Annotated in this window: 25 protein-coding genes; 11 read left to right on the top strand and 14 right to left on the bottom strand. The window is 66.4% G+C overall.

What is annotated here, in order from left to right; genetic code table 11:
• Positions 1–15 precede the first annotated feature (15 nt).
• Positions 16–1,167: an acyl-CoA dehydrogenase family protein gene (locus RBB84_RS17215; protein ID WP_006551018.1), complete on the top strand. Its 1,152-nt coding sequence runs from the start codon at positions 16–18 to the stop codon at positions 1,165–1,167.
• Positions 1,168–1,197: 30 nt separating this feature from the next.
• On the opposite strand, the gene RBB84_RS17210 is transcribed toward RBB84_RS17215, so the two are convergent.
• From RBB84_RS17210 to RBB84_RS17190, 5 genes are all read right to left on the bottom strand, one after another.
• Positions 1,198–2,037, bottom strand: coding sequence for an alpha/beta hydrolase (locus tag RBB84_RS17210; protein ID WP_064257032.1), 840 nt, complete (start codon positions 2,035–2,037; stop codon positions 1,198–1,200).
• 75 nt (positions 2,038–2,112) lie between these two features.
• On the bottom strand, positions 2,113–2,712 hold the full coding sequence (locus tag RBB84_RS17205) for a class I SAM-dependent methyltransferase (protein WP_082921091.1): 600 nt from the start codon (positions 2,710–2,712) through the stop codon (positions 2,113–2,115).
• A 475-nt stretch (positions 2,713–3,187) separates the two neighbouring features.
• Positions 3,188–3,727 carry an acyl-CoA thioesterase gene (locus tag RBB84_RS17200; RefSeq protein ID WP_019290767.1) on the bottom strand — a complete coding sequence of 180 codons (540 nt, stop codon included), beginning with the start codon at positions 3,725–3,727 and terminating at the stop codon, positions 3,188–3,190.
• Between the two features lie 33 nt (positions 3,728–3,760).
• Positions 3,761–4,240 (bottom strand): MarR family transcriptional regulator, encoded by a 480-nt coding sequence (locus RBB84_RS17195; protein WP_019290768.1) that lies wholly within the window; start codon positions 4,238–4,240, stop codon positions 3,761–3,763.
• Between the two features lie 43 nt (positions 4,241–4,283).
• Complete coding sequence (locus RBB84_RS17190) at positions 4,284–5,216, bottom strand: DNA-3-methyladenine glycosylase 2 family protein (RefSeq protein WP_228045189.1); 933 nt, start codon at positions 5,214–5,216, stop codon at positions 4,284–4,286.
• 155 nt (positions 5,217–5,371) lie between these two features.
• Between RBB84_RS17190 and RBB84_RS17185 the strand changes: the two genes are divergently transcribed.
• A complete protein-coding gene (locus RBB84_RS17185; RefSeq protein WP_033098456.1) occupies positions 5,372–5,890 on the top strand; it encodes a ribonuclease H in 519 nt (172 codons plus the stop codon).
• 12 nt (positions 5,891–5,902) lie between these two features.
• Here RBB84_RS17185 and RBB84_RS17180 read toward each other — a convergent pair whose 3' ends face one another.
• The 4 genes from RBB84_RS17180 to RBB84_RS17165 form a co-directional block, all read right to left on the bottom strand.
• On the bottom strand, positions 5,903–6,661 hold the full coding sequence (locus RBB84_RS17180; protein ID WP_064257033.1) for an ATP-binding cassette domain-containing protein: 759 nt from the start codon (positions 6,659–6,661) through the stop codon (positions 5,903–5,905).
• On the bottom strand, positions 6,658–7,668 hold the full coding sequence (locus RBB84_RS17175) for an iron chelate uptake ABC transporter family permease subunit (protein WP_231912080.1): 1,011 nt from the start codon (positions 7,666–7,668) through the stop codon (positions 6,658–6,660). The genes RBB84_RS17180 and RBB84_RS17175 overlap by 4 nt, the downstream gene beginning before the upstream one ends.
• Positions 7,655–8,623: an iron chelate uptake ABC transporter family permease subunit gene (locus tag RBB84_RS17170; protein ID WP_064257035.1), complete on the bottom strand. Its 969-nt coding sequence runs from the start codon at positions 8,621–8,623 to the stop codon at positions 7,655–7,657. The genes RBB84_RS17175 and RBB84_RS17170 overlap by 14 nt, the downstream gene beginning before the upstream one ends.
• 100 nt (positions 8,624–8,723) lie before the next feature.
• Positions 8,724–9,707, bottom strand: a complete 984-nt coding sequence (locus RBB84_RS17165) for an ABC transporter substrate-binding protein (RefSeq protein WP_064257036.1) — start codon at positions 9,705–9,707, stop codon at positions 8,724–8,726.
• Positions 9,708–9,898: 191 nt separating this feature from the next.
• Between RBB84_RS17165 and RBB84_RS17160 the strand changes: the two genes are divergently transcribed.
• Positions 9,899–10,777, top strand: a complete 879-nt coding sequence (locus RBB84_RS17160) for an amidohydrolase family protein (protein ID WP_006551007.1) — start codon at positions 9,899–9,901, stop codon at positions 10,775–10,777.
• Positions 10,778–10,793: 16 nt separating this feature from the next.
• On the opposite strand, the gene RBB84_RS17155 is transcribed toward RBB84_RS17160, so the two are convergent.
• Positions 10,794–12,431, bottom strand: coding sequence for a class I adenylate-forming enzyme family protein (locus tag RBB84_RS17155; protein WP_197481884.1), 1,638 nt, complete (start codon positions 12,429–12,431; stop codon positions 10,794–10,796).
• Positions 12,432–12,735: 304 nt separating this feature from the next.
• On the opposite strand from RBB84_RS17155, the gene RBB84_RS17150 reads away from it, so the two are divergent.
• The 5 genes from RBB84_RS17150 to RBB84_RS17130 all read left to right on the top strand — a co-directional run bounded on the left by RBB84_RS17150 (position 12,736) and on the right by RBB84_RS17130 (position 18,262).
• Complete coding sequence (locus tag RBB84_RS17150; protein ID WP_197481885.1) at positions 12,736–14,127, top strand: ABC transporter substrate-binding protein; 1,392 nt, start codon at positions 12,736–12,738, stop codon at positions 14,125–14,127.
• Between the two features lie 65 nt (positions 14,128–14,192).
• Positions 14,193–16,463 (top strand): ABC transporter permease, encoded by a 2,271-nt coding sequence (locus tag RBB84_RS17145; protein ID WP_024102161.1) that lies wholly within the window; start codon positions 14,193–14,195, stop codon positions 16,461–16,463.
• Positions 16,456–17,199 carry an ABC transporter ATP-binding protein gene (locus tag RBB84_RS17140; RefSeq protein ID WP_064257038.1) on the top strand — a complete coding sequence of 248 codons (744 nt, stop codon included), beginning with the start codon at positions 16,456–16,458 and terminating at the stop codon, positions 17,197–17,199. Before RBB84_RS17145 ends, RBB84_RS17140 begins: the two co-directional genes overlap by 8 nt.
• A complete protein-coding gene (locus RBB84_RS17135) occupies positions 17,196–17,900 on the top strand; it encodes an ABC transporter ATP-binding protein (protein ID WP_006551002.1) in 705 nt (234 codons plus the stop codon). The genes RBB84_RS17140 and RBB84_RS17135 overlap by 4 nt, the downstream gene beginning before the upstream one ends.
• A complete protein-coding gene (locus RBB84_RS17130; RefSeq protein ID WP_082921089.1) occupies positions 17,897–18,262 on the top strand; it encodes a hypothetical protein in 366 nt (121 codons plus the stop codon). The genes RBB84_RS17135 and RBB84_RS17130 overlap by 4 nt, the downstream gene beginning before the upstream one ends.
• Before the next feature lie 71 nt (positions 18,263–18,333).
• Here RBB84_RS17130 and RBB84_RS17125 read toward each other — a convergent pair whose 3' ends face one another.
• Entirely contained in the window at positions 18,334–19,647 is a 1,314-nt protein-coding gene (locus RBB84_RS17125) for a bifunctional o-acetylhomoserine/o-acetylserine sulfhydrylase (protein WP_006551000.1), read from the bottom strand.
• A 377-nt stretch (positions 19,648–20,024) separates the two neighbouring features.
• Between RBB84_RS17125 and RBB84_RS17120 the strand changes: the two genes are divergently transcribed.
• On the top strand, positions 20,025–20,864 hold the full coding sequence (locus RBB84_RS17120; protein WP_041803465.1) for an IclR family transcriptional regulator: 840 nt from the start codon (positions 20,025–20,027) through the stop codon (positions 20,862–20,864).
• 106 nt (positions 20,865–20,970) lie between these two features.
• Here RBB84_RS17120 and RBB84_RS17115 read toward each other — a convergent pair whose 3' ends face one another.
• From RBB84_RS17115 to RBB84_RS17105, 3 genes are all read right to left on the bottom strand, one after another.
• Positions 20,971–21,903 (bottom strand): diiron oxygenase, encoded by a 933-nt coding sequence (locus RBB84_RS17115; protein WP_006550998.1) that lies wholly within the window; start codon positions 21,901–21,903, stop codon positions 20,971–20,973.
• A 118-nt stretch (positions 21,904–22,021) separates the two neighbouring features.
• On the bottom strand, positions 22,022–22,444 hold the full coding sequence (locus RBB84_RS17110) for an MFS transporter (RefSeq protein WP_231912081.1): 423 nt from the start codon (positions 22,442–22,444) through the stop codon (positions 22,022–22,024).
• A gap of 314 nt (positions 22,445–22,758) precedes the next feature.
• Positions 22,759–23,856, bottom strand: a complete 1,098-nt coding sequence (locus RBB84_RS17105) for an adenylate/guanylate cyclase domain-containing protein (RefSeq protein WP_024102157.1) — start codon at positions 23,854–23,856, stop codon at positions 22,759–22,761.
• A gap of 140 nt (positions 23,857–23,996) precedes the next feature.
• Here RBB84_RS17105 and RBB84_RS17100 point away from each other — a divergent pair, with 140 nt between their 5' ends.
• Both RBB84_RS17100 and RBB84_RS17095 read left to right on the top strand, forming a co-directional pair.
• Positions 23,997–24,833 carry a DUF6319 family protein gene (locus RBB84_RS17100; RefSeq protein WP_064257046.1) on the top strand — a complete coding sequence of 279 codons (837 nt, stop codon included), beginning with the start codon at positions 23,997–23,999 and terminating at the stop codon, positions 24,831–24,833.
• A gap of 48 nt (positions 24,834–24,881) precedes the next feature.
• A complete protein-coding gene (locus tag RBB84_RS17095) occupies positions 24,882–25,544 on the top strand; it encodes a hypothetical protein (RefSeq protein ID WP_006550994.1) in 663 nt (220 codons plus the stop codon).
• The last annotated feature ends 28 nt before the right edge of the window (positions 25,545–25,572 follow it).

The raw sequence follows: 25,572 nt of genomic DNA, 5'->3' as shown, positions 1-25,572 counted from the left end.
GGAAATCCGAACCCGATGCCGAAGAAGCACGTCGCCTCCTGGTACGACGACGAGGTCTCTGCCGTCTACGATCTCGCGCGCGAGTTCTTCGATCGCGAGGTCATGGGCAAGGCCGAGAAGTGGGACTCGCAGCGTCGTATCGATCGTGAGGTGTGGCTCGAGGCCGGCAAACTCGGTCTGCTGTGCTGCTCGATCCCCGAGGAGTACGGCGGAGGCGGCGGTACCTTCGCGCACGACCTCGCGGTGTTCGACGCGCAGGGCTACTCCGGCGATCTCGCGTTCGGCAACTCCGTGCACAGCGGCATCGTCGCGCACTACATCCTCGAATACGGCAACGAGGAGCAGAAGAAGACGTGGCTGCCGGGCATGGCCACCGGCGAGATCCTCGGTGCCATCGGCATGACCGAACCCGGCGCGGGTTCGGACCTCAAAGCGATCAAGACCACCGCGGTGCGCGACGGCGACCACTACGTCGTCAACGGCTCGAAGACCTTCATCACCAACGGTTCTTCGGCCGACGTCATCGTCCTCGCCGTCAAAACCGACCCGAAGGCAGGCGCCAAGGGTGTGTCGCTGCTCATCGTGGATCTCCGTGACGCCCCGGGCTTCTCGGTGGGCCGTGTGCTCGACAAGGTCGGCCAGCACGCCGCCGACACCTCCGAGCTGTCGTTCGTCGACGTGCGCGTGCCCGTGACGAACCTGCTCGGCGAATCCGAAGGTCTCGGCTTCGGTCAGCTCATGGCACAGCTCGTGCAGGAACGTCTGATCATCGGCGCGCAGGCCGCCGGTGCGATGGACCGGGCCGTCGAGGAGACCGTCCGCTACACCAAGGCGCGACAGGCATTCGGGCACAGCCTGTTCGAGTTCCAGAACACGGCCTTCGAACTCGCCGAGTGCCAAACCATCGCCCGCACCTGCCGCATCTTCCTCGACCACTGCATCGAGCAGCACCTGAAGGGCCAACTCGATCCGTCCGATGCCGCGATGGTCAAGTACTGGCTGACCGACAAGCAGTGCGAGGTCATCGACCGGTGCGTGCAGTTGCACGGCGGCTACGGCTACATGCGCGAATACCTCATCGCGCGGATGTACGAGGACGCGCGCGTCCAGCGGATCTACGCCGGCGCGAACGAGGTCATGAAGCAGATCATCGCGCGGGCGCTGTAACCGCCGAGTCGTATCCGGATGCGGGACGTCTCAGCGGGCTGTGGCGGTCAAGAACTCTTCGATCGCCGCTGTGAGCTTCTCGGGCTGGTCTTCGGCCAGCAGGGTGTAGCTGTCGTCGATTTCGACCAGCCGCGCGTCGGGGAAGGCCTCGGCGAGGCGTCGCCCGTGATCGCGCGGCATCATGCGGTCCTCGGTGGCCCACACGACCAGCACCGGCCCGGAGAATTGCGCCGCTTTCGCAGCGATCTCGAGCAGCTGTTGCTTGGGCGGGGACGAGAGTGCGTACTTGGCCAGATCACGCCGGATGTTCCGGTCGACGGTGGCCGGGCGGAACCAGGCGTCCATGACGGGTCCGGGTACCGGACGTTTGCTCATCCATCCCCAGGTGCCGGGGCCACGCCGGCCGAACTTCGTGCCGAGCACCGCCATGAGCAGGCGTACCCCACCCGGAAGCTTGACCAGCGGCAGGAGTCGTTTCACCGGGCCGGGAGGGTAGTTGTCGAATGCCTCGCACGCGGCGAGCACGAGTCGCGAGACCCGTTCGGGATTCGACACGGCGAAGAAGGCCTGGGCGCCGCCCCAATCGTTCTGGATCAGCGTGACGTCACGCAGGTCGAGAGCGTCGAGGAACTCCCCGATGAGATGGCCCATGCCGACGAGGGTGAGGTCTGCCTCCGGGCGCATCGGTATGCGGTGCGAGCCGAGAGGCCAGGTCGGCGCGATGCAGCGGTAGGTGCCGCGGAGTTGTTCCACGACGTTTCGCCACGCGGTTCCGTCCATCAGTAGACCGTGGATGAACACGAGAACCGGTCCGTCGCCACCGGTGTCCTCGTACTCGATCGTTCCTGCCGAAAGCTCGATGTCGAACACGCGATCCCCCTTCGCGTCGAGTCGTCGAGATACTTCCACAGTTCGACGCCGATCACCGGGATTTCACTGATTCCCTCAGAGGGGCTTGGTCCAGTCCAGCGTGTAGCGGTAGTAGAAGCGTCGATGGATACGGCTTCCGGGCAGCACCATCGCGGCCGCGCGACGGATATCGGCGAGTGACTCGCGGGGTTGTTCGGTCGTCATGCCGGGGTAGCCGGATTCGCGGTGGATGGTGCTCGCTACGCGAACGGGAAGAACAAGGGCCCCGGCGACGAGCCGATCGATCACGGTCTTGTTGGCAGACAGCCCCACGATGCGCAGGCTCCCTCCCGGGGCCAGAAGTTCTCGCATGCGTTCGAGCGCGATGTTCAGCGGCATGTGATGGAGGGTGGCGACGCACGTGATCAGGTCGAAGCGCCGATCATCGAGTTCCGACGAGGTGAGGACATCTCCCTCGACGAGGTGCGCGTCGGGGGTGTCGGCAAGGCGTGCGCGCGCTCGGGCGACAGCCGAGTGATCCGAATCGATGCCGGTGACCGATGCAGCTGCCGTGGCGAGTTTCCGAAGGAGAAGTCCGTCGCCGCAGCCGATATCGAGGACGCTGCTGTCACGGTGCGGAACCGCTGCGAGCAACTCCGAGTGGAAGGCCGTGTTGTGATTCCGATACTCGGTCACGATGCTCCTTTCTCGTCGTCGGGAACGTGTCAGGGTGCATGAGGTCGGGTCCGCGGAATCGCCGACGGTATCGAGCGTGAACTCGACGCATCGGGCTGGGGCACCTGCCACATCGTCGGGAACTCCCTCCGTGGACAGGTCGGGTTCGAACTCGAACGCCATGGCCGTGCACGTTCGCCGGCTGCTGTCAGTCCGAGTCGCGGTCGGAAACGTTTGTCATGGAGGGAGTTCCGTATCGGCTTGTCGTTCATTGCGCAGTTTCCGTCGGCGGCAGCGGCGCGGGTGCTCGGTGAGCGGGCCTGGGCACGGCTCCAACGACCGATCCTCCGGAACGCGAGCCGGCGACTCGACGCCGTACCACCCGAGGATGCTGCGAATGTCGTCCGCGCAGTGTCCCACTGCCCGATCTACCTCACGAGGCTGCTCGCCGGCCTTCGCGACGGGCCGTTGACGGACCTTCACCGGGCGAAGTATCTCACCACGGCCGGCTCGTGGTGAGATACTTCGCCATCTCCTGACTCTGCGCGCGGTGCATGCGGCGGTGCTCCGCCCGCTCGTCACCGGACTCGTTCAGCTTGCGTTCCTCGTCGGATTCGGGCAGCACCGGTGGGACCTGCATGGTTCGACCGCCGTCGTCGACGGCGACGAAGGTGAGGAAGGCGGTGGCGGCGATGCGCCGCTCCCCGCTGCGCAGATCTTCGGCGGTGACCTTGACGAAGACCTCCATCGAGCTACGTCCGGTCCACGTCACGAACGACTCGAGGCACACCGAATCGGACGGACGGACGGGTTCGAGGAAGGCCACGGAATCGGTCGAGGCCGTCACAACCGAGGCACGACTGTGACGGGTCGCCGAGATCGACGCGGTCATGTCGATGTCGCTCATCAGCTTCCCGCCGAACAACGTGTTGTGGTCGTTGACGTCGTTGGGAAACACCCTGCTGGTCTTGACGACTCGCGATTCTCGGCAAGGTTTGGCCTGCACGCCGATGGTCCTTTCGTAGATCGTGCTCACGGCGGGATCTCCGCCGGATGCACCTCTACAAGCCTACGACTGCTGCGCGGAAATCGGCGCAGGCCTGGTGTGATACTCGACAATCCTGGTCAGCATGGCGGTGAGCTGTGCGCGTTCGGCCGCGTCGAGGGGAGCGAACGCCTCGTCCTGCGCCGCGGTGAGCATCCGGTCGAGATCGAACAGTCGCCGGCGCCCGCGCTGGGGGAGGGTGATGATGTTGCGTCGCCGATCGGTCGGGTCGGGTGCTCGTTCGACGAAACGCCGGTCGACGAGTGCGTCGACGGCGGCGGCGACGTCGCTGCGATCGAGTCCGCAGCGACGGGCGAGGTCGATCTGACTGGACGGACCGTGTACCTCGAGGGCGGCCAGGATCCGGTAGTGGTGACCTCGGGCATCGGCGGAATCGAGGCGGTCGAACACGACGCGATGCACGTGTCGCGCCGCCAGGGTCATCAGGTAGCTCGGGAGGTGTCCGAGCCGATCGGGGCCGGCCGCGTCGTGGGTGGCGGACATGTGACCGAGTCTACGATTACGGGCCCTGTGGATCGAGACCCCGTCACCGCCGACGGTGGTCGGTGATGGGGGTGCGAGGGCCGCGTTTCGGAACCTGCGCGTACCCACCGGACTCCACGATCAGTCGAACCGCCCGATAGCGTTGCGGGCGCAGGGGTTCGAGGTATTCGATCATGCCGGGATCGTCGAGGGGCTTACCGAGCAGCGCCCATCCGACGACCTTCGCGAGGTGGTAGTCGCCGACGGAGAGCGCATCGGTGTCGCCGAACGCGCGCTGGGCGACCTCCGCGGCCGTCCACACGCCCACCCCCGGCACGACCCGCAACTTCCGTCGGGCGTCGGCGGCCGGTTCATGCACGAGGCGCTCGAGGGAGTCGGCGACCTGCGCGCACCGCACCACAGTGCGTGCGCGGCCGGGGTCGACGTTCGCCCGATGGAACTCCCAGGACGGCACGGTCCGCCAGGTCGCCGCGGAGGGCGGCACGCGCATGCCCTCCGGGGCCGGACCGGGCGCCGGATCGCCGAACCACGTGACGAGACGACGCCAGGACGCGAACGCCGCCACCCCGTGCACCCGCTGTTCCAGGATGGCCGGCACCAGGGATTCGAGCACCCGGCCCGTGCGGGTGATGCGCAGGGCAGGCATGCGTCGGTGCGCCTCGACGAGCAGGGGATGCTCGGGTACGAAGCCGGATGGGTCGTCGTCGGCGCCGAGCAGCGCCGGAAGCCGATCGACCAACTCGGATGCGCCCGGACCCCACGCCAGACACCGCGCGCCGTGCGGACCGTCCTGGGTGAGTCGGTACGTCACGGCACCGGTGTTCATCCGGGAGGTACGCCAGACGGCGCCGGCGACGACGCGATGACACGGATCCCACGGCCCGCGCTGCAGCGGGCGCAGGGTGCGCACCACGTCGACCGGCCACGGCACGCGCACGCGGGTGTCGAGGGGTGCTTCGTCCGCCACGCTCGCGATGCGACGGCCTCGCTCGTCGGACACGGTCACCGTCCTACCGTACTCTGTGCGCTGGAGCCGACTTTCGCGACTCTGTGCGCTGGAGGCGACTTTCGCGACTCTGTGCGCTCGAGCCGACTTTCGTGGTGTCGGAGGGTGCGGCTATGGTCGGGCGCATGATCATCGTGAGCACCGACGGATCCTGCCTTCGCAATCCCGGTGGCGCCATCGGGTGGGCGTGGGTCAATCACGAGGGGCCCAGCGCGTCGGGCGGTGAGCGTTCGGGCACGAATCAGATCGCCGAGCTCCGGGCGGTGCTCGAGGCACTGCGCGCGCATCCCGGCGCCGAGCCGATGATCATCGAATCCGATTCGCAGTACGCGATCAAGTGCGCCTCCGAATGGCTGCCCGGATGGAAGCGCAAGGGTTGGAAGACGGCCACCGGCGCGCCGGTGAAGAACCTCGAACTCGTGCGCGCCATCGACCGCGAGCTCACCGACCGCACCGGTCCGGTGCGGTTCCGCTGGGTGCGCGGCCACGTCGGCAACCACTTCAACGAGATGGCCGACACGCTCGCCGGCCAGGCCGCCCGCGAGATCGCGGCGCAGCCCGGACCGATCGAGGTGCCGAGCACGCCCGTGGTCGCGCACAAGCCGCCGAAGTGCGCCGACGACGCCGAATTGACCTTGTTCTGAGCGAAGTTCCGCTCAGCGCGCGTAGACGGCGGTGGGTTGCCCGTTGATCGCGTGGACGGTCACGGGGGTATCGAACACGTCGGTGAGGATCTCGTCCCGCATGATCTCGTCGGACGTGCCGCTGGTGACGATCAGGCCGTCGCGCAACGCGATGATGTGATCGGAGTACGCGGCGGCGATGTTCACGTCGTGAATGACGAGCACGATCGTCTTGCCCAGTTCGTCCGCCGTCCGCCGCAGCTGACGCATCATCAACACGGCGTGCTTCATGTCGAGGTTGTTGAGCGGCTCGTCGAGCAGCACGTACTTGGTGTCCTGTGCCAGCACCATCGCCACGAAGGTGCGCTGCCGCTGACCGCCGGAGAGCTGGTCGAGGAAGCGGTCTGCGAGGTCGGTGAGGTTGAGGAATTCCATCGCCTCGTCGACGTGCCGCACGTCTTCCGCGGTGAGTCTGCCCTGGCAGTGCGGGAATCGACCGAAGCCGACCAGTTCGCGGACCGTCAGGCGCGCGGTGATGTGGTTCTCCTGCCGCAGGATCGACAGATGCTTGGCCAGCTCCCGGGTCTTCGTGGAATGCACGTCGAGTCCGCCCACGGTGACGGTGCCGCTGGTGGGTTGCAGCAGTCGGCCGATGATCGTCATGAGCGTCGACTTGCCGGCACCGTTCGGTCCGATCAGGGAGGTGATGCCGCCCTCGCGGATCGTGCCGGAGACGGGTCCGAGGACCCGCTTGTCCTGGTACGACATCGAGACGTCGTGGAACTCGATCACAGCGTTCCCTTTCTCAGGAGCATGAACAGGAACAGGATGCCGCCGACGAACTCGATGATCACCGTCAGGAACCCTCCCGCGTAGAAGATGTGCTGCATGAAGAACTGGCCGAAGGCGAGGGTGATCACGCCGAGCAGGAACGCCATGGGCATGACGTACTGGTGCTTGTACGAACCGGCGATCTGGTAGGCGAGGGTGGCGACGAGGAAGCCGAAGAAGGTCATGGGCCCGGCCAATGCGGTCGCGAACGCCACGAGCAGCGCGATGAGGACGAGCATCAGCGTCAACTCGCGCTTGTAGGCGACACCGATGTTGGTTGCGGTGTCGCGGCCGAGCAGCAGCGCATCGAGACGGTGGCGACGGCGCCACAGGATCACCCCCACGACGATGCAGATGCCGAACGCGAGGGGCAGATAGTCGCCGGGTACGGACGACAGGCGACCCATCAGCTCGACCGAGAGCATGTCGTACTCGGTGGGGGAGAGCACCCGCTGGATGAACGTCGAGAGACTGTCGAACGCCATTCCGAGTACGACGCCGACGAGCAGCATCAGGAACAGGCTGCCGAAACGGCCGGAGAACAACCAGCGATAGAGCAGCGTCGCCAGTGCCACCATGAGCCCGGTCTGGAGGACGAGCTTCGGGATGCCTTCGGAGGTCGCGATCGCGGTGGCTCCGAAGAGGAAGACCGTCAGCGTCTGCATCAGCGTGTACAGGGAATCGAACCCGATGATGGACGGCGTGAGGATGCGGTTGTCGGTGACCGTGTGGAACACGACGGTCCCCATGCCGTGCGCGAACGCCGCGACCACCATGGCTCCCAGGACGGTGAGCCGGCGAGGGAAGGTGAAGTCGAACGAGCCGCGGATGAACAGGAACAGATAGCAGGCGACCGCCACGGCGGCGATCGCGGCGACGATGGCCAGGCGCACTCCCGGCGACAGGCGACGGCGCTCACCCTTGCCGGTCGGGACGGCCCGGGCGCGTACGGAATCAAGCACTGACATGACGACGCTGCCTCAGAACGAGAGTGATGAAGACGACGGCGCCGACGACGCCGAGGACGACGGACGCGGGAATCTCCATGGGGGCGACGATCGTGCGGCCGACGAGATCGCACGCGAGCAGTAGTCCGGCGCCGATGACGGCGACCCAGGGCAGGTTCTTGTGCATGTCGTCGCCGAGCATCATCGACACGAGATTCGGGACGATCAGGCCGAGGAACGGGATGAAGCCCACCACCACGGTAGTGACGCCGGTGGCGATCGCGACGAGCATGACGCCGAGGAAGACGACCTGCTCGTACTTCAGCCCCACGTTGGTGGCGAGGTCTCTACCGAGACCGGCGATGGTGAACCGGTCGGCGAGGAGATAGGCGAGGACGGCGACGGCGAGCACCGCCCACAGCGGTTCGTAGAAGCCGCGAACCACGCTGCTGAAGCCACCCGAACGCCACGCCGACATCGACTGCAGCAGGTCGAAGTTGCCGGCGAGGAAAGTGGTGATCGAGCCGACCACGGCACCGAGCATGATGCCGACGAGCGGCACGATGATCGACGACTTCAGCGCGATCCGGCGCAGGACGACGATGAACACCATCGTTCCCGCGAACGCGAAGATCACCGAGATCACCATCTTGACCATCGGCGACGCGTCGGGAACGACGATCAATGTGGCCAGCAGGCCGAGACCGGCCCACTGCGCGGTGCCCGCGGTGGTCGGTTCGACGAACTTGTTCTGGGTGATCAACTGCATGATCACGCCCGAGATGCTCATCGCGACGGTCGCGAAGATCAGGGCGAGGGTTCGCGGCACGCGGGAGATGAAGAACATCTCGCGGGCCGCCGGGTCGTGGATCAGCGATTCGAGGGTGATGTCGTAGCCGCCGACCATCAGGGACGCCACGGTCAGTGCCAGAACGACCACCGAGATCACCGGCAGCAGCACTTTGTTCTTCGTCATGGGGGCTCGGATCCGGAGAAGGTGCGCTCACACACGCAGCCTGCCCCGGCCCGTGATTCGGCTCGGGGCAGGCTGCTGTGGAGCGTCGAACAACAGGGACTTACTGTGCCGACTGGTTCGCAGCTTCGAACGCGTCGGCGATCTGCTGGAACGCTTCGGTGTAGGACTCGATGCCCTCACGCTTGTAGAAGTCGCCGTCCAGGTAGATGATCTGGTCCTTCGTGGCGAAGGTGGTGTTGGCGAACGCTTCCTGCGCGTCGATCACCGCGGCGGCCGGCTGCGGGGCTTCCTCGCCCGGCACGGCGGTGGCGGAGTCGCGGTCCAGGACGATCATCCAGTCGGGGTTCGCCTGCGCGATGGTCTCGGGAGCGAGACCGGAATCGCCGTGGACATCACCGGCGTCGCCGGCGAAGACGTCCTTCAGGTTCACGCCCTCGAGGAGGCGACCGATACGGCCTGCACCGTTGTCGATCTTGCCGCCCGCGACGACCGCGAGGAAGACGCTCTCACCGTTCGTGGCGTCCTGGGCAGCTTCGGTGGCAGCCTCGAGCTCGGCGACGATCTCCTCGGCCTCGGCTTCCTTCTCGAAGATCTGCCCGAGCGCGAGGGCCTGATCCTTCAGTCCCTGGATGTAGCCGCCCTCGGAATCGTCCAGCGCGGAGACGTCGACGACCGGCGCGATCTTCGACAGTTCTCCGGTGAACTCGGTGAAGCGCGAACCACCGATGATCAGATCCGGCTCGGCCTCGCTGACCAGTTCGAGCTTCGGCTCGCGGTGCGTGCCGACATCGAGGATGGAGTCGTCCTCACGCCACTCGTCGAAGCCCGTGTTGGGGAGGAGGGTCTTCGGCAGGGCGACGGGCGTGATGCCCCAATCGCGCAGCATCTCGAACGACTTGTTGTCGAGGGCCACCACACGCTCGGGGTCCGTAGGAACTTCCATCTCACCGTTGTTGGTCTCGATGGTGACGGTCGCGCCGTTCTCGGCGTCGGCGCTGTCGATACCGCTGTCACCGCAGGCGGTCAGGACGAGCGCCCCGGCGAAGGCCGGTGCGAGGAGCAGACGCTTGAGATTCAGTTTCACGGGTGACTCCGAGGAAGGGTCGGACGGCGTGCTGACATGTGCCAAGACGCTCGCGGATCGGTAATTCAAGTTTCACATAGTATTGGTAAGGCAAACCTTTGTCCTGCTGGGGGTATGTGACAACGATCTCCCGGAGCGAATATCAACTACTCACGTCACCCCTGCTGAGGGTCGCCGGATAGGGTCGCGGCATGAACGAAGTCGAGTCGGTCGCACGCTTTCGGAGCACCCACGGTCTCGATCACCTGATCGACGTCCACACGCACTTCATGCCCCGCCAGGTCATGGACAAGGTCTGGGCGTACTTCGACTCCGCAGGTCCGCTCGTCGGACGGCCCTGGCCGATCACCTACCGGCACGACGAGGAGGAACGCGTCGCGCGTCTCCGCGACTTCGGGGTACGCCGGTTCACCGCCATGCTGTACCCGCACAAGCCGGAGATGGCGGCGTGGCTCAACTCGTGGGCGGCCGACTTCGCGGCCCGGACCCCCGACTGTCTCCACACCGCCACCTTCTACCCGGAGGCCGAGGCGAAGGAGTACGTCGCGTCGGCGATCGAGGCGGGCGCGCGCGTGTTCAAATCCCACATCCAGGTCGGCGATTACTCGCCGCTCGATCCGCTCCTCGACGACGTGTGGGGCCTGCTCGAGGACTCGGGCGTGCCCATCGTCGTGCACTGCGGGTCGGGCCCGGCGCCCGGCACGTACACCGGTCCGGCTCCGATGCAGGAACTCATGCGCCGGTACCCGCAGCTGACGGTGATCGTCGCGCACATGGGCCTGCCCGAGTACCGCGAGTTCCTCGACCTCGCGGAACAGTACGAGCGGGTGTATCTCGACACGACGATGGCGTTCACCGATTTCGTCGAGGAGGACACACCCTTCCCGAGGGATCAGCTGCCGCGTCTCGACGCGCTGCGTCGGAAGATCCTGCTCGGCACGGATTTTCCGAACATTCCGTACGACTATCTGCACCAGCTCGAGGTGCTCGAGCGCGTCGCGCCCGACAGCGAGTGGATCCGCGCGGTGTGCCGCGACAACGCCACGTCGCTGTTCGGGCTCGGCGAGTGATCGACGGGTTCGCCGGTCAGATGGTGATCGAGCGTCGGACGATCTTGCCGGTCGCGTTGCGGGGGAGCAGATCCTGCGTGATCCGCCAGACGGTAGGGACCTTGTAGTAGGCCAGTCGCTCGGCGCAGAAGGCTCGCAACTCGTCCTCGGTGATCGTGCTGCCGGGTCGCAGCACGACGACGGCGGCGATCTCCTGTCCCAGATCCTCGTGGTCCACGCCGATCACGGCGCTCTCGACGACGCCGGGGTGCTCGTCGAGGCACTGTTCGATCTCCGTGGGATAGACGTTCTCGCCGCCGCGCAGGATGAGATCGGACCGTCGGCCCGTGAGCCGCAGACGTCCGTTCTCGATCGTGCCGTAGTCGCCGGTACGCAACCATCCCTCCGGGGTGATGGCCGCGTCCGTTGCGGCCGGATCCTCCCAGTAGCCGAGCATTACGTAGGGACTGCGGACGCAGATCTCACCCTCGGTGCCGTCGGGCACCCGTTCGCCGAACGGATCGCGGATCTCCATGCTCACCGTGATGATGGGGGAGCCGAGGGTTCCGGGAAAGGCCTCGATTTCCGGGGCCGTCGCCATGGCGATCGCGGTGCTGCACTCGGTCAGCCCATAGCTGTCCACCAGAGCCTGTCGCGCGAAGGGGAACTTCGCCTGCAGGCGTTGCTTGAACTCGGGGGAGGACGGAGCAGAAGCCAGCGCGAACGCAGTGAGCGAGCCGAGGTCGTACTTGTCGGTGTTCTCGTGCTCGAGCATGCGCGAAGCCATCGTCGGCACCGCACCCCAGTTGGTCACCCTCTCGCGCTCGATGAGCGTGAAGACCTTGTCGACGTCGAACCCGCCTTCCGTCATGACAGCGGCGCTTCCCGTTGCGAGTCGCGGCACCGCAAGGTTGTGCAGGCTCGCGATGTGGAACAACGGTGAGGTCAGGAGATACCGGTTGTCGTTGGGCACCGAGTCGTCATAGGGGCGCTGCTGCATCGCGGCAACCAGCGCGTCGGAGTACCGGTGATAGTCGACGACGGCGAGCACGTTGCGGTGGGAGTGCAGTGCCCCCTTGGGACGCCCACTGGTACCGCTCGTGAACAGGATGACCGCGGGATCGTCCTCCTCCACGTCCGCCGACGGCAGTTCGGCGCCGGACGCCGCGGCCACGATCCGGGGCACGTCCTGCTCGGTGGTGAGCAGATCGAACCCGGAGACCCCCGCTCTCTCCAGCAACTCGGCGCGCTTGGCGTCGGCGACGATCACCTTGGGCCGCACCAGGTTCACGCCGTACGCGATCTCGGGCGGCGTCCACCAGGAGTTCAGGCCCACTGCAATTGCACCCAGGCACTGAGCGGCCCAGAAGGTGATGATCCATTCGGGGGAGTTGGCCGCGAGAAGCGCGACGCGGTCGCCCTTCTTCACGCCGTGGTCGTCGCGCAGGACGGTCGCCAGGGCGGCGACGGCGTCGGCGTGCGCGCTGAACGAGAGGCGGCGATCGGCCGTCACGAGGTAGTCGCGGTCGCCCCATTGCCGGGACGCGGCGACGAGGTCGCCGATGCGGCGGTCGCGGTTGCGCATGACCTGCATCCGGTTGCCGCGCACGTCCTCTTCGACGATTTCGAATCGGCCACCGGGGCCGGTGAGCTGGGAAACGACCATCTGCAACATCTGCTGCAGATCTGCTTGTGCTGTCAAGGATTCGCCTTTCTCGGTCCCGCACGGTTTCGTCGCGCAGCAGGACGTACACAGGGGGATCGGAGAACTGTTTCGGGTGACGTAGTGCATCGAACCCTAGGCGCTGTGTTCACTGTCACAGATTTGTCCCGGTGAGTGAGAGTGGCCCAGGTCTCACTCTGTGGGGTGGCTACCTTCGCGACACCCGGCCTACCGTCCGGCGCCCCGGAATTGCGCTTCAGCCCAGACCGAGACCAAGGAGTCCATCGTCGTGAAACTCAGCGCTGCCTCGAAATCGATGGCGGGTCTGTTCGCCGTCGTAGTGGCGACGTCCGCTTGTGCGTCGGACCGCGGCGCCGACCCGTCGGCGGGCGCCCTCGCTCCGGCAGCCGCCGCAGCGGCGGCCCCCAAGGCCGAGGAATCGTTCGGAACCCTCGCGTCTCCGTGCGGGCCGGGGGATGCGGCAGGAAGCACCGACCAGGGAGTGTCGGATACCGAGATCCGCATCGGATACGGCGACGACCGGGGCTACTCGAAAAGTCCCGGACTCAACAAGGAGATCGGTGATGCCGTCTCCGCGATGATCGACTGGTGCAATGCCCAGGGTGGCATCAACGGTCGCACGATCGTCGGTACCCACTACGACGCTGCGATGACGCAGGCCAACGCCGTGATGCAGAACGCGTGTGCGAGCGAGTTCATGATGGTCGGTCACGGCTTCGCCATGGACCAGACGTCCGAGCAGACTCGGGTCGCGTGCAATCTCGCTGCTGTCCCCGCCTTCACCGTGTCCCCCGACGCGGCCAACGGCCCGATGACCTACCAGGGCGTCCCGTTCCCGGTCGACTACGCGAACGGCTCGCAGTGGTTCCAGATCGCCGAGATGTACCCGGACCTGGTCGGCGAGTTCGACGTCATCGACAGCACGATGCCCACGATCATCTCGGCGAGCACCAAGATCCGGTCCATCGCCGAGGCCGCCGGCTTCACGCTGAAGAACTGCGGTGTCACGCTCAACTACGAGGGCGAGTCGAGTTACGCGCCCTTCGCCGAGAAGTTCAAGCAGTGCGGCGTCAAGGGCCTGTGGACGTCCCGTTCTCCGGTGCCGGCCGAGTTCAACTTCGTGAAGGCACTCGACCAGGCCGGCATCGACCCGATCCTGCTCGGTGAGGCCACCTGGTACGGCAACGCCGCCCAGGCGTGGAACGGGGAGAGCGGTCTGCTCGACAACCTCCACGCCGGCATGACCTTCCAGATGATCGAGAACGCTGATGCCGTACCGGCCGTGAAGAAGTACGTCGAGCTGGTCACCGAGCAGGACGGCAAGACCGCGCTGCTCGGCATGCAGGCCACCTCTTCGTTCCTGTTGTGGGCGACCGCTGCGGACGCCTGCGGATCGGACCTGTCCCGTCAGTGCGTCATCGACGAACTGTCCCGAATCGACGAGTGGGACGGAGGCGGGCTGCACGCCGTCACCGATCCCGGGAACAACATGCCGGCAACCTGCGGGCTCGTCGTGAGGCTCACCGGCGCCGAATACACCCAGGCGTTCCCCACGGAGGCCGGCACCTTCAAGTGCGACGACCGCTACCGCGTCGCAACCGATCCGAGCACGTGGGGCACCGAACTCGGACCCGACCGCGTCGCGACGAAATACCTGAACCCGAACATCATCAGACCGACCGTCTGATCCGAGCGCCCGGTGCCGGCGAGGCCTGACACGCACTCGCCGGCACCCCGACCAGAGGTACTCGTATGGACACCTTTCTGACCTTCACGATCGTGGGGTTGGTGCTCGGATCGGTTTACGCGATCGCTGCATCGGGCCTCGTTCTCACCTACAACACGTCCGGCATCTTCAACTTCGCGCACGGCGCACAGGCGATGCTCGGTGCGTTCGCCTACTGGCAACTGCGCTACGGCTGGGGGCTGCCCACACCCGTCGCGTTGCTTCTCGTCCTCGGCGTCCTCGGCCCGATGACGGGCCTGTTGCTCTACGTCGTGATCATGCGCGGCATGCGTGACACCGCCGAGGTCACCAAAATCGTCGTCACCGTGTCGATCCTGCTCGGCATGGTCTCGGTGTCGCACTGGTTCTGGCATCCGGAGACCGCACGCACCATGACGATGTTCTTCGGCGACCAGGCAAGGATCGACCTCTTCGGCGTCACCATTCGCTACCACGAATTGATCTGTCTCGCCGCCGCGGTGCTCATCGCCGTGGGACTGCGAATCATGTTCGTGCGCACCCGCGTCGGAGTGGCGATGCGAGGTGTGGTCGATGATCCCGATCTGCTGCGCCTGAACGGGCACGACCCCGACCGGCTCGCCGCGCTGTCCTGGATGATGGGTTCGACCCTCGCGGTGCTGGCAGGTGTCCTCGTGACACCGATCAACGGTGGCACCCTCGAAGCGAACATGCTGACCCTGCTCGTCATCGACGCGTTCGCGGCGGCGATGTTCGGCCGGCTGCGCAGCATTCCGCGCACCTTCGCCGGTGCGCTGTTCCTCGGCCTGGCAGCCACATACGTGCTCGCCTACTTCCCGACCGCGTGGACGTGGACGTCGAATCTGCGGGTGTCCCTGCCGATGATCGCGCTGTTCGTGGTTCTCGTCGTACTGCCGCAGGATCGGTTGCGCGGTGCCGTCACCCGTACCCGGGAGCGCTACCACGTGCCGTCGGTGCGCAAGGCGATCGCCTGGGCGGTCGCGCTCGTCGTCATCGTCTATGCCATCCGCCTGCTCATGGTGACGTCGGCGGTCACGACCCTCACGATCGGCATGGCCTTCGCGATCATCGCGTTGTCGCTGACCCTGCTGACCGGATACGCGGGCGAGATGAACCTCGCGCCGGTATCTTTCGGTGCCATCGCGACGATCGTGGCGTTCCACTTCGGTATCTCCGGGAGCGGACTGGCTGCCCACCTGAACCTGTGGGGCGTGGCGCTCGGCGTCGCCGTCACGGCCGTGATCGGCGGGCTCATTGCGCTTCCGGCCCTGCGGTTGCGCGGCCTCTATCTCGCCCTGGCCACGATGGCGTTCGGTGTGTTCCTGTCGAACATGGTGCTGCGCGACACCACCCAGCACGAGCTGTTCGGAATCAGGTTCTCGCTGTTCACCGACGGCAACATCGCGATCCCGCCGTTGAAGGTCGGCCCACTCGACCTGCGGAACGAGACGGCCTTCCTCATGACGGTGACGGTGATCTTCGCCGTTCTCGGCGTGGGCCTCATCGCCCTGCGCAACAGCGGCTACGGCCGCCGGCTCGCAGCGATGAAGGACAGCCCCGCCGCGGCGGCGATGCTCGGCCAGAGCCTGGTGCGTCTGAAGCTCGGAGTCTTCACCCTGTCGGCGGGCATCGCCGGACTGGGCGGGCTGTTCATGTCGAGTGCGATGGGCTCGGTGTCGAACGAAAGCTTCTCGATCATGGTGAGCTTGTCGCTGCTGATGCTCACCGTCGTGGCCGGTATCGGTTACGTCTCCGGTGCGCTGTTCGGTGGTCTGATGTCGGGTATCGGCTTCGCCGTCATCATGGTTTCGTTCTCCGATCTCGCTGCGGGACAGCCGGAACTGGCCGGAATGTGGACCTTCCTCGGTCACGTCGCCGCAGTGAGCCCCGCGCTCATCGGTATCGGCGTCGCGGCCAACCCGAGCGGCAGCGTCCACCAGATGGTGGAGGGCTACCGTCACCTGAAGAACGCGGAGCCCGTGCTGGTCGGGGGTGCCGCGGTGGTGCTCGTGTCCTACCTGCTCGCGCTCGTCGGCGTGCTCGACAACTGGTGGTTCGCGTCGATCACCATCGCGACGGTGTTCATGCTTCCGGTCGTGGGACAGTGGCTGATGCCCGAAGCTGTGCTCGGCGCAGAGGAAGCGCAACGTCGCGCGCCGCTGGTTCCCGAACGGATCGGAATCGACGAGCCCTACAACGAGCAGGCACGGGACGAGATCGACCGTGAACTCGGCATCGACGAACTTCTGGCCGCACGTGCCACCGGGTCGGAGAAGGAACTGATTCCTCATGGCTGAGACACTCATTCTGGAAACACGCGGAATCACAGTCCGATTCGGCGGACACGTCGCGGTCGAGGACGTGAGCCTCGGAATCGAACCGGGAACGGTGACGGGCCTGATCGGACCCAACGGGGCCGGGAAGACGACCCTGTTCAACACGATCACCGGCCTGCAACGGCCGACGGTAGGCAAGGTCTTCCTCGATGGTCGTGACATCACGTCGCTACCGCCCTACAAGCGGGCCCGCATGGGTATGGCCCGCACGTTCCAGCGTCTCGAGTTGTTCGTGTCGCTGTCCGTGCGCGACAACCTCCGAGTGGCCGGGGACATCCACAATGCCAACGGACGCAACAAGATCGATCTGGAAGAGGAAGTCGACCGGCTCCTCGAGCTGACCGGCCTGGCCGATATCGCGAGCACCGACGTCTCGGATGTGCCCACCGGCCGCGCCCGCGTCGTGGAGGTCGCCCGCGCGTTGATGACCTCGCCGCGGGTGCTGCTGCTCGACGAACCCGCCTCCGGGCAGACGGAACAGGAAACGGAGGCGTTCGCCGCCCTGCTCCGCGATCTGGCCGATTCGGGTCTCGCGATCTGCCTCGTCGAGCACGACATTCCGCTCGTGATGAAGATCTGCTCCCGGATTCACGTGCTCGACTACGGCGCGGTGCTGGCCAGTGGCGTCCCGGACGAGATCAAGAACGATCCGGCAGTGATCAACGCCTACATCGGCACCGAGGAGGAAGCGGTATGAGCGTCGAACCGTTGCTCGAACTGTCGGGTGTCCGGGCCGGATACGGTGCGATCGAGGTGCTGCACAGCGTGGATCTCATACTCGAACCGGGCGCGGTGGTCGCCCTGCTCGGGCCCAACGGCGGAGGTAAGACGACGACCCTGCGCGTGTGCTCGGGTATCCATCCGGTCTCGTCGGGTGAGTTCCGGCTGGCCGGCCGCGTCGTCAACGGTGTGTCCGCAGCGGAATTCGCACGTCTGGGGGTGTGCTCGATTCCCGAGGGACGCGGCATCTTCCCCAACCTCACCGTCCGCGAGAACCTGTGGATCGGAACCGGCACCGGTGTTCCTCTCGCAGACCTCGAAGAGGTGGCGTACACGCGATTCCCCGTTCTCGGTGAGCGCCGATCGCAGCTGGCCGGTTCGATGTCCGGCGGCGAACAGCAGATGCTTGCGCTGTCGCGGGCGCTCGGTACCCATCCCACGGTGCTGTTGCTCGACGAACTGTCGATGGGCCTGGCACCGCGCATCGTCTCCCGGATCTACGACATCGTCGGCGAACTCGCCGCCGAGGGGGTGTCGATTCTCGTAGCCGAACAGTTCGCGCGAGCGGTGCTCCCGATCGCCACCAGTGCCGCGCTGATGTTGCAGGGCCGGGTGGTGCGCACGGGCGATCCGGCGGAGATCGAAGAAGAACTTTCCACCACCTATCTAGGAGGATGACCATGACCGCACTCGCCGACGAGCGACGTGAACAGTTCAAGAAGGACGTTGCAGCGCTGGGTCTCGACGCTCCCCGTCCGGATTCGGGAGGAAAGGCCCGCATCGTCGGCCTGGCCCTGATGGTGATCGGCGCCGTCGCGATCTTCGTCGTCTACATTGCGTCGCTGACCCTCTCCGATACCCGTGACCTGCTGTCCTACCAGTTGCTCGCTCTCGGCTTCGTGGCTGTCACTCTGATCGGTGTGGCGGTCCATCTCGCCGCCGCGGTCACTCGTGTCCTGCGTCTGTGGCTGGTCAGGCAGTTGCTCGAGAGCAGCACGCAGGCCGAGCGGATCGCGCAGGCGCTCGCACGCAACGACTGAGCGCACATACGCCGAACGCGGCGACGGCCCACCCCGAGGGATGGGCCGTCGCCGTTGTCGATGTGCGGGAATCAGCTGCCGGCAGCCTCGAGACCGGTGGTGATGTCGGCAAGGATGTCGTCGATGTTCTCGATGCCCACGGCGAGTCGCACGAGACCCGGGGTGACACCCGCGGCGATCTGCTCCTCGCCGGTGAGCTGCGAGTGGGTGGTCGACGCGGGGTGGATGACCAGCGAACGGACGTCGCCGATGTTCGCGACGTGGCTGTGCAGGGTCAGCGCGTTGACGAAGCGCTTGCCGGCGTCGATGCCGCCGGAGAGCTCGAACACCACGATCGCACCGGCGCCGCGCGGGGTGAGCTGCTGGGCGCGGTCGTACCACGGCGAGGACTTCAGGCCGGCGTAGGCGACGGAGGTGACCTCCGGGCGTCCCTCGAGGAACTCGGCGACCTTCTGTGCGTTCTCCACGTGCCGCTCGATGCGCAGACTCAGCGTCTCGATGCCCTGCGAGATGAGGAAGGCGTTGAACGGGGAGACCGCCGCGCCCATGTCGCGCAGCAGTTGCACGCGCGCCTTGAGTGCGTAGGCCGGAGCGCCGAGGTCGGCGAAGACGACACCGTGGTAGCTCGGGTCGGGGGTCGTGAAACCGACGTGGCGGCCCTGCGTCCAGTCGAACGTGCCGCCGTCGACGATGACACCGGCGATGGCCGTGCCGTGGCCGCCGAGGTACTTGGTGGCCGAGTGCACGACGATGTCGGCACCGTGCTCGAGCGGGCGGAGCAGGTAGGGGGTGGCGACCGTGTTGTCGACGATCAGCGGTAGCCCGTTCTCGTGGGCGACACCCGAGATGCCGGGCAGGTCGAGGATGTGGTTCTTCGGGTTGGCGATCGTCTCGCCGAAGAACGCGCGGGTGTTGTCGCGGACGGCCTCGCGCCACTGGTCGAGGTTGTCGGGATCCTGGACGAAGGTGACCTCGATGCCGAGCTTGGGCAGCGTGTAGTGGAACAGGTTGTACGTGCCGCCGTAGAGATACGGGCTCGACACGATGTGATCGCCGGCCTGCGCCAGGTTGAGGATCGCGAAGGTCTCGGCGGCCTGTCCGGACGCGAGGAGGAGGGCGGCGACGCCACCTTCGAGGGCAGCGATGCGCTGCTCGACCGCGTCCTGCGTCGGGTTCATGATGCGGGTGTAGATGTTGCCCGGTTCGGCGAGACCGAACAGCGCCGCGGCGTGATCGGTGTTGTCGAAGGTGTAGCTGGTGGTCTGGTAGATGGGCAGGGCCCGGGCCTTCGTGTCGCCGCCGGCGGGCTGTCCCACGTGGATCTGCTTGGTCTCGAAGCTCCAGTTCGCGCTGGGATCGGTTGCTTCAGGGGTGGTGTCGCTCATGGCTCTGCTCCGGATTCGGGATGTGTTCTGATCGTCGACATGCTGACCTTCGGGCCCCGCACACGACATCACCGTACGGCGGTGTGGAGGGGGCAGGAACGGGTGCGGCGGTCAGCGGGCCAGGCACCCGCGGATACACGAGAGTTGGGCACGACGGTGCGGCGACCGGCTCGCGCGCTCGTACGTCTTGCTCACGGTCCCGACAATAACCTGTCCGCACGATTCCGACCAGACTCATAGGAATTCGCTCTCGCCAGGAAACTGACTCCGGAGTACCTACAGTCTGTGTGTACCCCTTCCGGTGTGACCTCTGTTACTGCTAACGTTCTGGAACAGATTCCAGTTTCATGAGGCGCGCAGGGTCGTGGCCAGGACTTATGGAGGTGCAGTTGACCGCCGTCGACTCCGCGCTCGAGCCCGTCGGAACCTCGTCGAAACGAGAACTTCCACCATCGATGGTCGATCGGATGACCCTCATCCTGGAGGCCTTCGACAGCCGCGGCGCACTCACTCTCGAAGAGGTCACCTGTCGCTCCGGGTTGCCCCGTTCGACGGTGCACCGCATCCTCGATCACCTCGTGCGTCGCGACTGGATCGAGCACGCATCCTTCGGCTACTGCCTCGGCCCGCGTGCCCTCGGTCTCGGTGGCAGCGACACGGGCCACCGCCGCATCCGGGAGGCCGCTGCGCCGCATCTCCACGACCTGGCGATGCAGACCGGCGCCGTCGTCCACTTGACGGTCCTCGAGGGCAACGAGGTGCTCTACCTCGACAAGGTTGGTGGACAGTTCGCGTCGAGCGTGCCGTCACGGGTGGGCGGTCGGTTCCCCGCCTACGCCACCGCGGCCGGCAAGTCCATCCTCGCGTGGCTCGAGCCCGAACGCATCGACGCGCTGTACGGCAAGACTCTCGTGCCGTGCACCGAGCGCACCATCCGCGATCACGTCGCACTGCACCAGGAGCTCAACCGCATTCGCAAGCGTCGTGGCGTCGCGTTCGAACGTGAGGAAGCTGCGCGGGGCATCGGATGCGTGGGCGTCGCGCTCCGCGGCGTCGACGGCCCGGTCGCCGCCCTGTCGCTGGCAGCGGACGCGCGTTCGACCCGCCTGGAGTGGGTGGCGCCGATCGTCGCCGATACCGCTCGAAAGATCACGCGCACGCTGTTCCCGGAGCAGGAGCGCGACGACAGCCTACAGGCCACCGAGAAGGTGGGCTGACGCCTTTCGGCTTTCGCCACGAAGGACTGTGCGCAGTTCTCGTCGGAAATCCCTCGAGGAGATCGACGAGAACTGCGCACAGTTCGTTGTATGGCCGTAGGCCGTGTCAGAGCAGGTGGACCTTCTTGTAGAGGATCTTCGACGGTCCGCCGATGAGGCCGACGTTGTCGAGGAAGGTCATCAGCTTCGCGCCGGACTTGCGCACGCGATCGTGATAGTGCTTGTTGCCCTTCGCCTCTTGCAGAGCGCGCTCGCGATCGAGGCCCGCATTGGCGTAAACGTCGGGGTGGATCATGCTCTTGACGACGAAGAACACCACGAGCGCGGTGTTGAACCGCTCGAACGCGAGTCGCGTGCGGCTCGCACCGGCGAGTCGGCGTGCGACCTCCTCGCGGGCGAAGCGGATGTGGCGCGCTTCCTCGAGGACGTGGATCTTCGACACCGCGCGGGTGACGGGCTGCACCCGCTCGTCGCGCATGAAGTCGCGCTGCATCATGTCGAGGATCTCCTCGGCAGCCATGACCGATGCATAGGCGTTGGCGCCCTTGAAGAAATGGCCCCACAGGCGACCGAGCTGGTGGATGTAGCGGGCCGGACCGTAGCCCGGCATGTTCAGCCGTTCGCCGGCGCGCGCGAACATCACCGAGTGGCGGCACTCGTCGGCGACCTCGGTGAGGGCGAACTGGACGTGACGCGAATGCTTGTCGCGGTCGTAGACGTCGCGCAGGAGCATCTGCATGAGCAGGATCTCGAACCACAGGCCGACGCTCGAAACGCTCGCGGCCTCATGCTTGGTCAGCTCGATGCGCTGTTCGTCGGTGAGCTCGTCCCACAGTGCGGTGCCGTAGAGCGTGCTCCATTCGGGGGTCATTCCGAACTTGTCGTCGGGGACGGGGGCTTCCCAGTCCACCTCGACGACCGGGTCGTACGACTTACGTGCGGACGAGGCGAGCAGTCGTCCGGCGGTTTCTTCGCGATCGGACAGTGCGACGCCGGGGATGAAGCCCTTGCTGGTCTCGCGGGTGAGCGATGCGGTCATGCCTCCACCTTTTTAGTGTGACGACTAGTAACTGTTATCCAGGTTAGCGTGATCACGCGCACAGCACAATGCCCGCGACCTGCGTCGCGGGCATCGAGAAAGAAAAGAGAGGGGAGGGTTACGAGCGCCGGGGTGGCCAGAAGGCGGAGATCAACGCTCCGACCAGCAAGATCGCGGCGACTGCCCACGATGCCTGCTGCAAGCCGTCGAGGAAGGCGTTCTGTGCGAGTTCGGCGAGTTGCTCGCCCTGCGGACCCGCATGCTCGGCGACCTGTATCGCGGCGGCGAGCGAATCCTGCACGGCGGCCCGGGCCGGCTCGGGGATCATCGGCGCCACCGGATCGATGCCGTGCCCGTAGGCTGCGGCCAGGACGCTGCCCGTGATCGCAACACCGATCGCCGCACCGATCTTGCGGGTCGCGTCGTCGACCGCCGCATGGGGGCGGGTGGTGAACGCGAACCGACGGTGGTCGGTCAGTTCGGTGCCGGCGATCGCGTCCCCCCTTTCGCCCCGGTGCGGGCAGCACTGAGGCTGCCGCACGCGTTCCTTTCCGGCGGTGCCGGTGTCAGATCTCGGCGGTGACGGTATCGCGGGGTACCGGCATGTTCTGTTCGGCCCGCACCACTACGGCGTGGTGGGGTGCGCGCGGAGGAGTCGTCCCTGGATACACGAGGGTTGTTTCTGCGATAGTGCGGTGATCGGAACCGGTTCGGCGACCGGGGGATGTGAACCTGTGGTGCTACGCAGGATGCCGCGGTACTTCGTGGTCTCCTCGAGGGCGAAGGAGGTCGGAAGAAGTATCAGTGGGTATGAAGGAGTATCGGGCTTCTCGTCGACTGTTGTCAGCCCGCCGGTCACAGACCCATGTCCTCGTCGTGCAGACCCTCCACGCCCACCGCCGCCTTCTTCTCCTCGCGCGGACGACGCAGGACGTACAGCCGCGAATGCTGGAAGTCCCGCAGCCGCAGCGTGCGCACCGTCTGGAAGCGGAACTCCTCGCAGTCGGAGAGGGCATCGGCGAGGTTCTCGTCGACGAGGATCGTGCCCGGCCGCGCCGCGCCGGTGAGACGGGCCGCGATGTTGACGACCGAACCGAACAGGTCGCCGAAGCGCGGCAACGCCTGGCCCCACGCCAGTCCGATCCGCAGGTCCGGATAGTCCTTCTGGGACCTGAACGAATCCTGCAGTTCGAGGGCGATCCGTGCGGCGTCGACCGGACGTTCGGCCGCGAACATCACCTCGTCGCCGACGGTTTTGATCACCCAGCCGTTGTGCCGGGCGATGACGTCGGAGACCTCCGATTCGAAGTAGTCGAGCAGCTCGCTCAGCGCGGCCGCATCGATCTGCCGGGTCAACCGTGTGTAGCCGACCATGTCGGCGAAACCGACGACCAACTCGTGGAGCTCCCCGGAATCCTGCGGGCGCGCGGCGGCCCGGGCGGTCGTGGCCACCAGGTGCCGACGCCACATGTGGCTCTGGAGGCTCACCGCGAGCTCGGTCGTGCGATCGACGATGTGGTCGATCAGCGCGCGGATCTCCTCTTCCTGCGGGGGAGTCTCCGTTTTCGCGTAGGCGGAGGCCAACTGGGTGAAGACGTGGGTGTTGAGCAGATTCAGTTGCCACTCGGTCAGCCGCGACATCGACTGTCCGATCGACCGGGCCGCGGGCACCTCGAGGCTTTCGTCGATCGCGCCGCTCGCGATGATGGCCGCCGTCGCACGCAGGGCCTCGACGTCGCCGTCGGTGAACATCACGACGTCGGGATCGGGATCGACGGTCAGACCGAGTGCCTGCCACAGCCGGCGCACCCGCGCAGGTGCGAGCCCGCACAACTCGGCCACCTCGTTCAGGGTGTAACGAAGAGGACCACCGAGCAGCGCGTTCTCCAGCTGTGACTGGATCACGGACAGCACGTCGGTTCCTGATGCAGGTGCCGGATCGGACGGGGTCACTACTCCATCCTTACCGTGCCCCGGGCCCATGCGCGCGGCAGGTCGTATCGAACAGGCGTACAGGCGTGTCGTACGGATGTGCGACAGTGACCGACATCGAAGCCCTGCCGACCCTTCGGCGAACCGAGAAAGGACGTCGCATGTCGCCCCGCAGACGCGCGGACCACCTGACGGAGGAACAACTCGGAGAGCTCGGTGCCGCTCTCGCCGAGGGGCGCCGCGCGACCGTCTACCTCGTCGAGGGCATTCCGAGTCTCGGCATCGACCCGGGGACGTCGGCGCGGGTGGTATCGATCAGCGGCAGCACCGTGATGGTGCGGCCGAAGGGCGTCGACGACGAGTTGCCGTTCGAGACCGACGAACTGCGCGCCACCCGCGAGCCGGCCGGAACGAAGCGCGCACCGGCGAAGACCGCACGCACGTCCGGTGGTGCGAAGCCCGCTCCGGCGAAGGCAGCTCCCGCGAAGGTGGCACCTGTGCAACCCACGACCCCACGGGCTACCGCATCCAGGCCTGCTGCACCGAAGCCTGCTCCCCAGAAATCCGAGAGCCCAGCAGTCGCTGCGGTTCCCCGCGCCCAGGAGAAGAAGCCCGTGACCCAGACGACCCCCGCTTCGTCCGACACTCCCGCCTCCCGGCCGCCGGCACCGGCGAAGCCGAAGGCCCCGGCCCGCAAAGCGAAGAAGGCGCCGTCGATCACGATCACCGTCACGATCGACCCGGAGAACGAGTGGACGGTGGGGGTCGCGCACGGCACCCGCAAGGTCGGTAAGCCCGCAACGGTCGCACCCGACGCCGTCGAACGTGCGGTGAAGGAACTCGGCGATCCCACGGCCACCGAGGCCGTCCAGTCGGTGATCGAGGAGGCGCGTCGCGCGGCCGAGGAGCGGGTCGCGCAGCTCAGCCGCGAGCTCGAGGAGGCCCGTCAAGCTCTGGAAAGCTTGGGCGCAACCCGGAAATCCGGCGGAAACCTCTAGTACGCTCAGCCCGACGGCTGCCGGACGGCGCAGCGCAGGAGGGCCTCCATGTTCAGAAAACTGGTTGTTGCAATCGCGAGCGCGGTCGCGCTGGTCGGCGCGGGTTCCGGGGTGGCCGTCGCGGCTCCTCCGGTCACCCTCGGTGGCGGTTCGGGCATCACTCTCGGAGATAACGGGCAGGACATCTTCGACTGCACGCTCACCACGATCGGCAACGACGCCGCCGGACGCCTCGTGGGTCTCACTGCCGCGCACTGCGGCTCTCCCGGCATGACGGTGAAAGCCGAATACGACCTCGCTGCCGGCTCGGTGGGCCGCATCGTGTCGACCAACGAACGGCTCGACTACGCCGTGATCGAGTTCGACCGGAGCAAGGTCGTTCCGGTCAACCGCGTCGGCAACGTGACGATCACCGGCCTCGGTGCCCCCGCGGGCTTCCCGAACATCGCCTGCAAGGAAGGCCGCACCACGGGCAACACCTGCGGCATCGTCTGGGGCGACGTGTTCGGCTCGCAGGAGACCTGGACGCAGGTGTGCGTCATCGAAGGCGACTCGGGCGCACCGCTCGTGGTGGGCACGACGCTCGTCGCGATGGTCAACGCCTACCTGCTCGCGCCGTGCGCCGGCCCCGAGGTCGGAACGAACATCGACGTGATCATGGCCGACATCAACGGTCGGGGCGGGCCGGGCGCAGGTTTCCGTCCGATCTAGCAGCACCCCCGGAGCGGGAGGGTTCACC

Origin of the sequence: Rhodococcus sp. D-6, from assembly GCF_040256695.1 — a bacterium.
In the GTDB taxonomy this organism is placed as follows: Bacteria; Actinomycetota; Actinomycetes; order Mycobacteriales; family Mycobacteriaceae; genus Rhodococcus; species Rhodococcus pyridinivorans.
Note: the sequence above shows the minus strand (reverse complement) of the source record. Positions and strands in the feature narration are given on the sequence as shown.

Bases quoted from the DNA above. Each gene is read 5' to 3' on its own strand.
- RBB84_RS17215 (WP_006551018.1), top strand. From the start codon at position 16: ATGCCGAAGAAGCACGTCGCCTCCTGGTACGACGACGAGGTCTCTGCC.
- RBB84_RS17195 (WP_019290768.1), bottom strand. From the start codon at position 4,240: ATGTCCGCCACCCACGACGCGGCCGGCCCCGATCGGCTCGGACACCTC.
- RBB84_RS17150 (WP_197481885.1), top strand. From the start codon at position 12,736: ATGGCGGGTCTGTTCGCCGTCGTAGTGGCGACGTCCGCTTGTGCGTCG.
- RBB84_RS17185 (WP_033098456.1), top strand. From the start codon at position 5,372: ATGATCATCGTGAGCACCGACGGATCCTGCCTTCGCAATCCCGGTGGC.
- RBB84_RS17130 (WP_082921089.1), top strand. From the start codon at position 17,897: ATGACCATGACCGCACTCGCCGACGAGCGACGTGAACAGTTCAAGAAG.
- RBB84_RS17120 (WP_041803465.1), top strand. From the start codon at position 20,025: ATGGAGGTGCAGTTGACCGCCGTCGACTCCGCGCTCGAGCCCGTCGGA.
- RBB84_RS17125 (WP_006551000.1), bottom strand. From the start codon at position 19,647: ATGAGCGACACCACCCCTGAAGCAACCGATCCCAGCGCGAACTGGAGC.
- RBB84_RS17145 (WP_024102161.1), top strand. From the start codon at position 14,193: ATGGACACCTTTCTGACCTTCACGATCGTGGGGTTGGTGCTCGGATCG.
- RBB84_RS17140 (WP_064257038.1), top strand. From the start codon at position 16,456: ATGGCTGAGACACTCATTCTGGAAACACGCGGAATCACAGTCCGATTC.
- RBB84_RS17170 (WP_064257035.1), bottom strand. From the start codon at position 8,623: ATGACGAAGAACAAAGTGCTGCTGCCGGTGATCTCGGTGGTCGTTCTG.
- RBB84_RS17135 (WP_006551002.1), top strand. From the start codon at position 17,196: ATGAGCGTCGAACCGTTGCTCGAACTGTCGGGTGTCCGGGCCGGATAC.
- RBB84_RS17115 (WP_006550998.1), bottom strand. From the start codon at position 21,903: ATGACCGCATCGCTCACCCGCGAGACCAGCAAGGGCTTCATCCCCGGC.
- RBB84_RS17100 (WP_064257046.1), top strand. From the start codon at position 23,997: ATGTCGCCCCGCAGACGCGCGGACCACCTGACGGAGGAACAACTCGGA.
- RBB84_RS17175 (WP_231912080.1), bottom strand. From the start codon at position 7,668: ATGTCAGTGCTTGATTCCGTACGCGCCCGGGCCGTCCCGACCGGCAAG.
- RBB84_RS17095 (WP_006550994.1), top strand. From the start codon at position 24,882: ATGTTCAGAAAACTGGTTGTTGCAATCGCGAGCGCGGTCGCGCTGGTC.
- RBB84_RS17160 (WP_006551007.1), top strand. From the start codon at position 9,899: ATGAACGAAGTCGAGTCGGTCGCACGCTTTCGGAGCACCCACGGTCTC.
- RBB84_RS17155 (WP_197481884.1), bottom strand. From the start codon at position 12,431: ATGTTGCAGATGGTCGTTTCCCAGCTCACCGGCCCCGGTGGCCGATTC.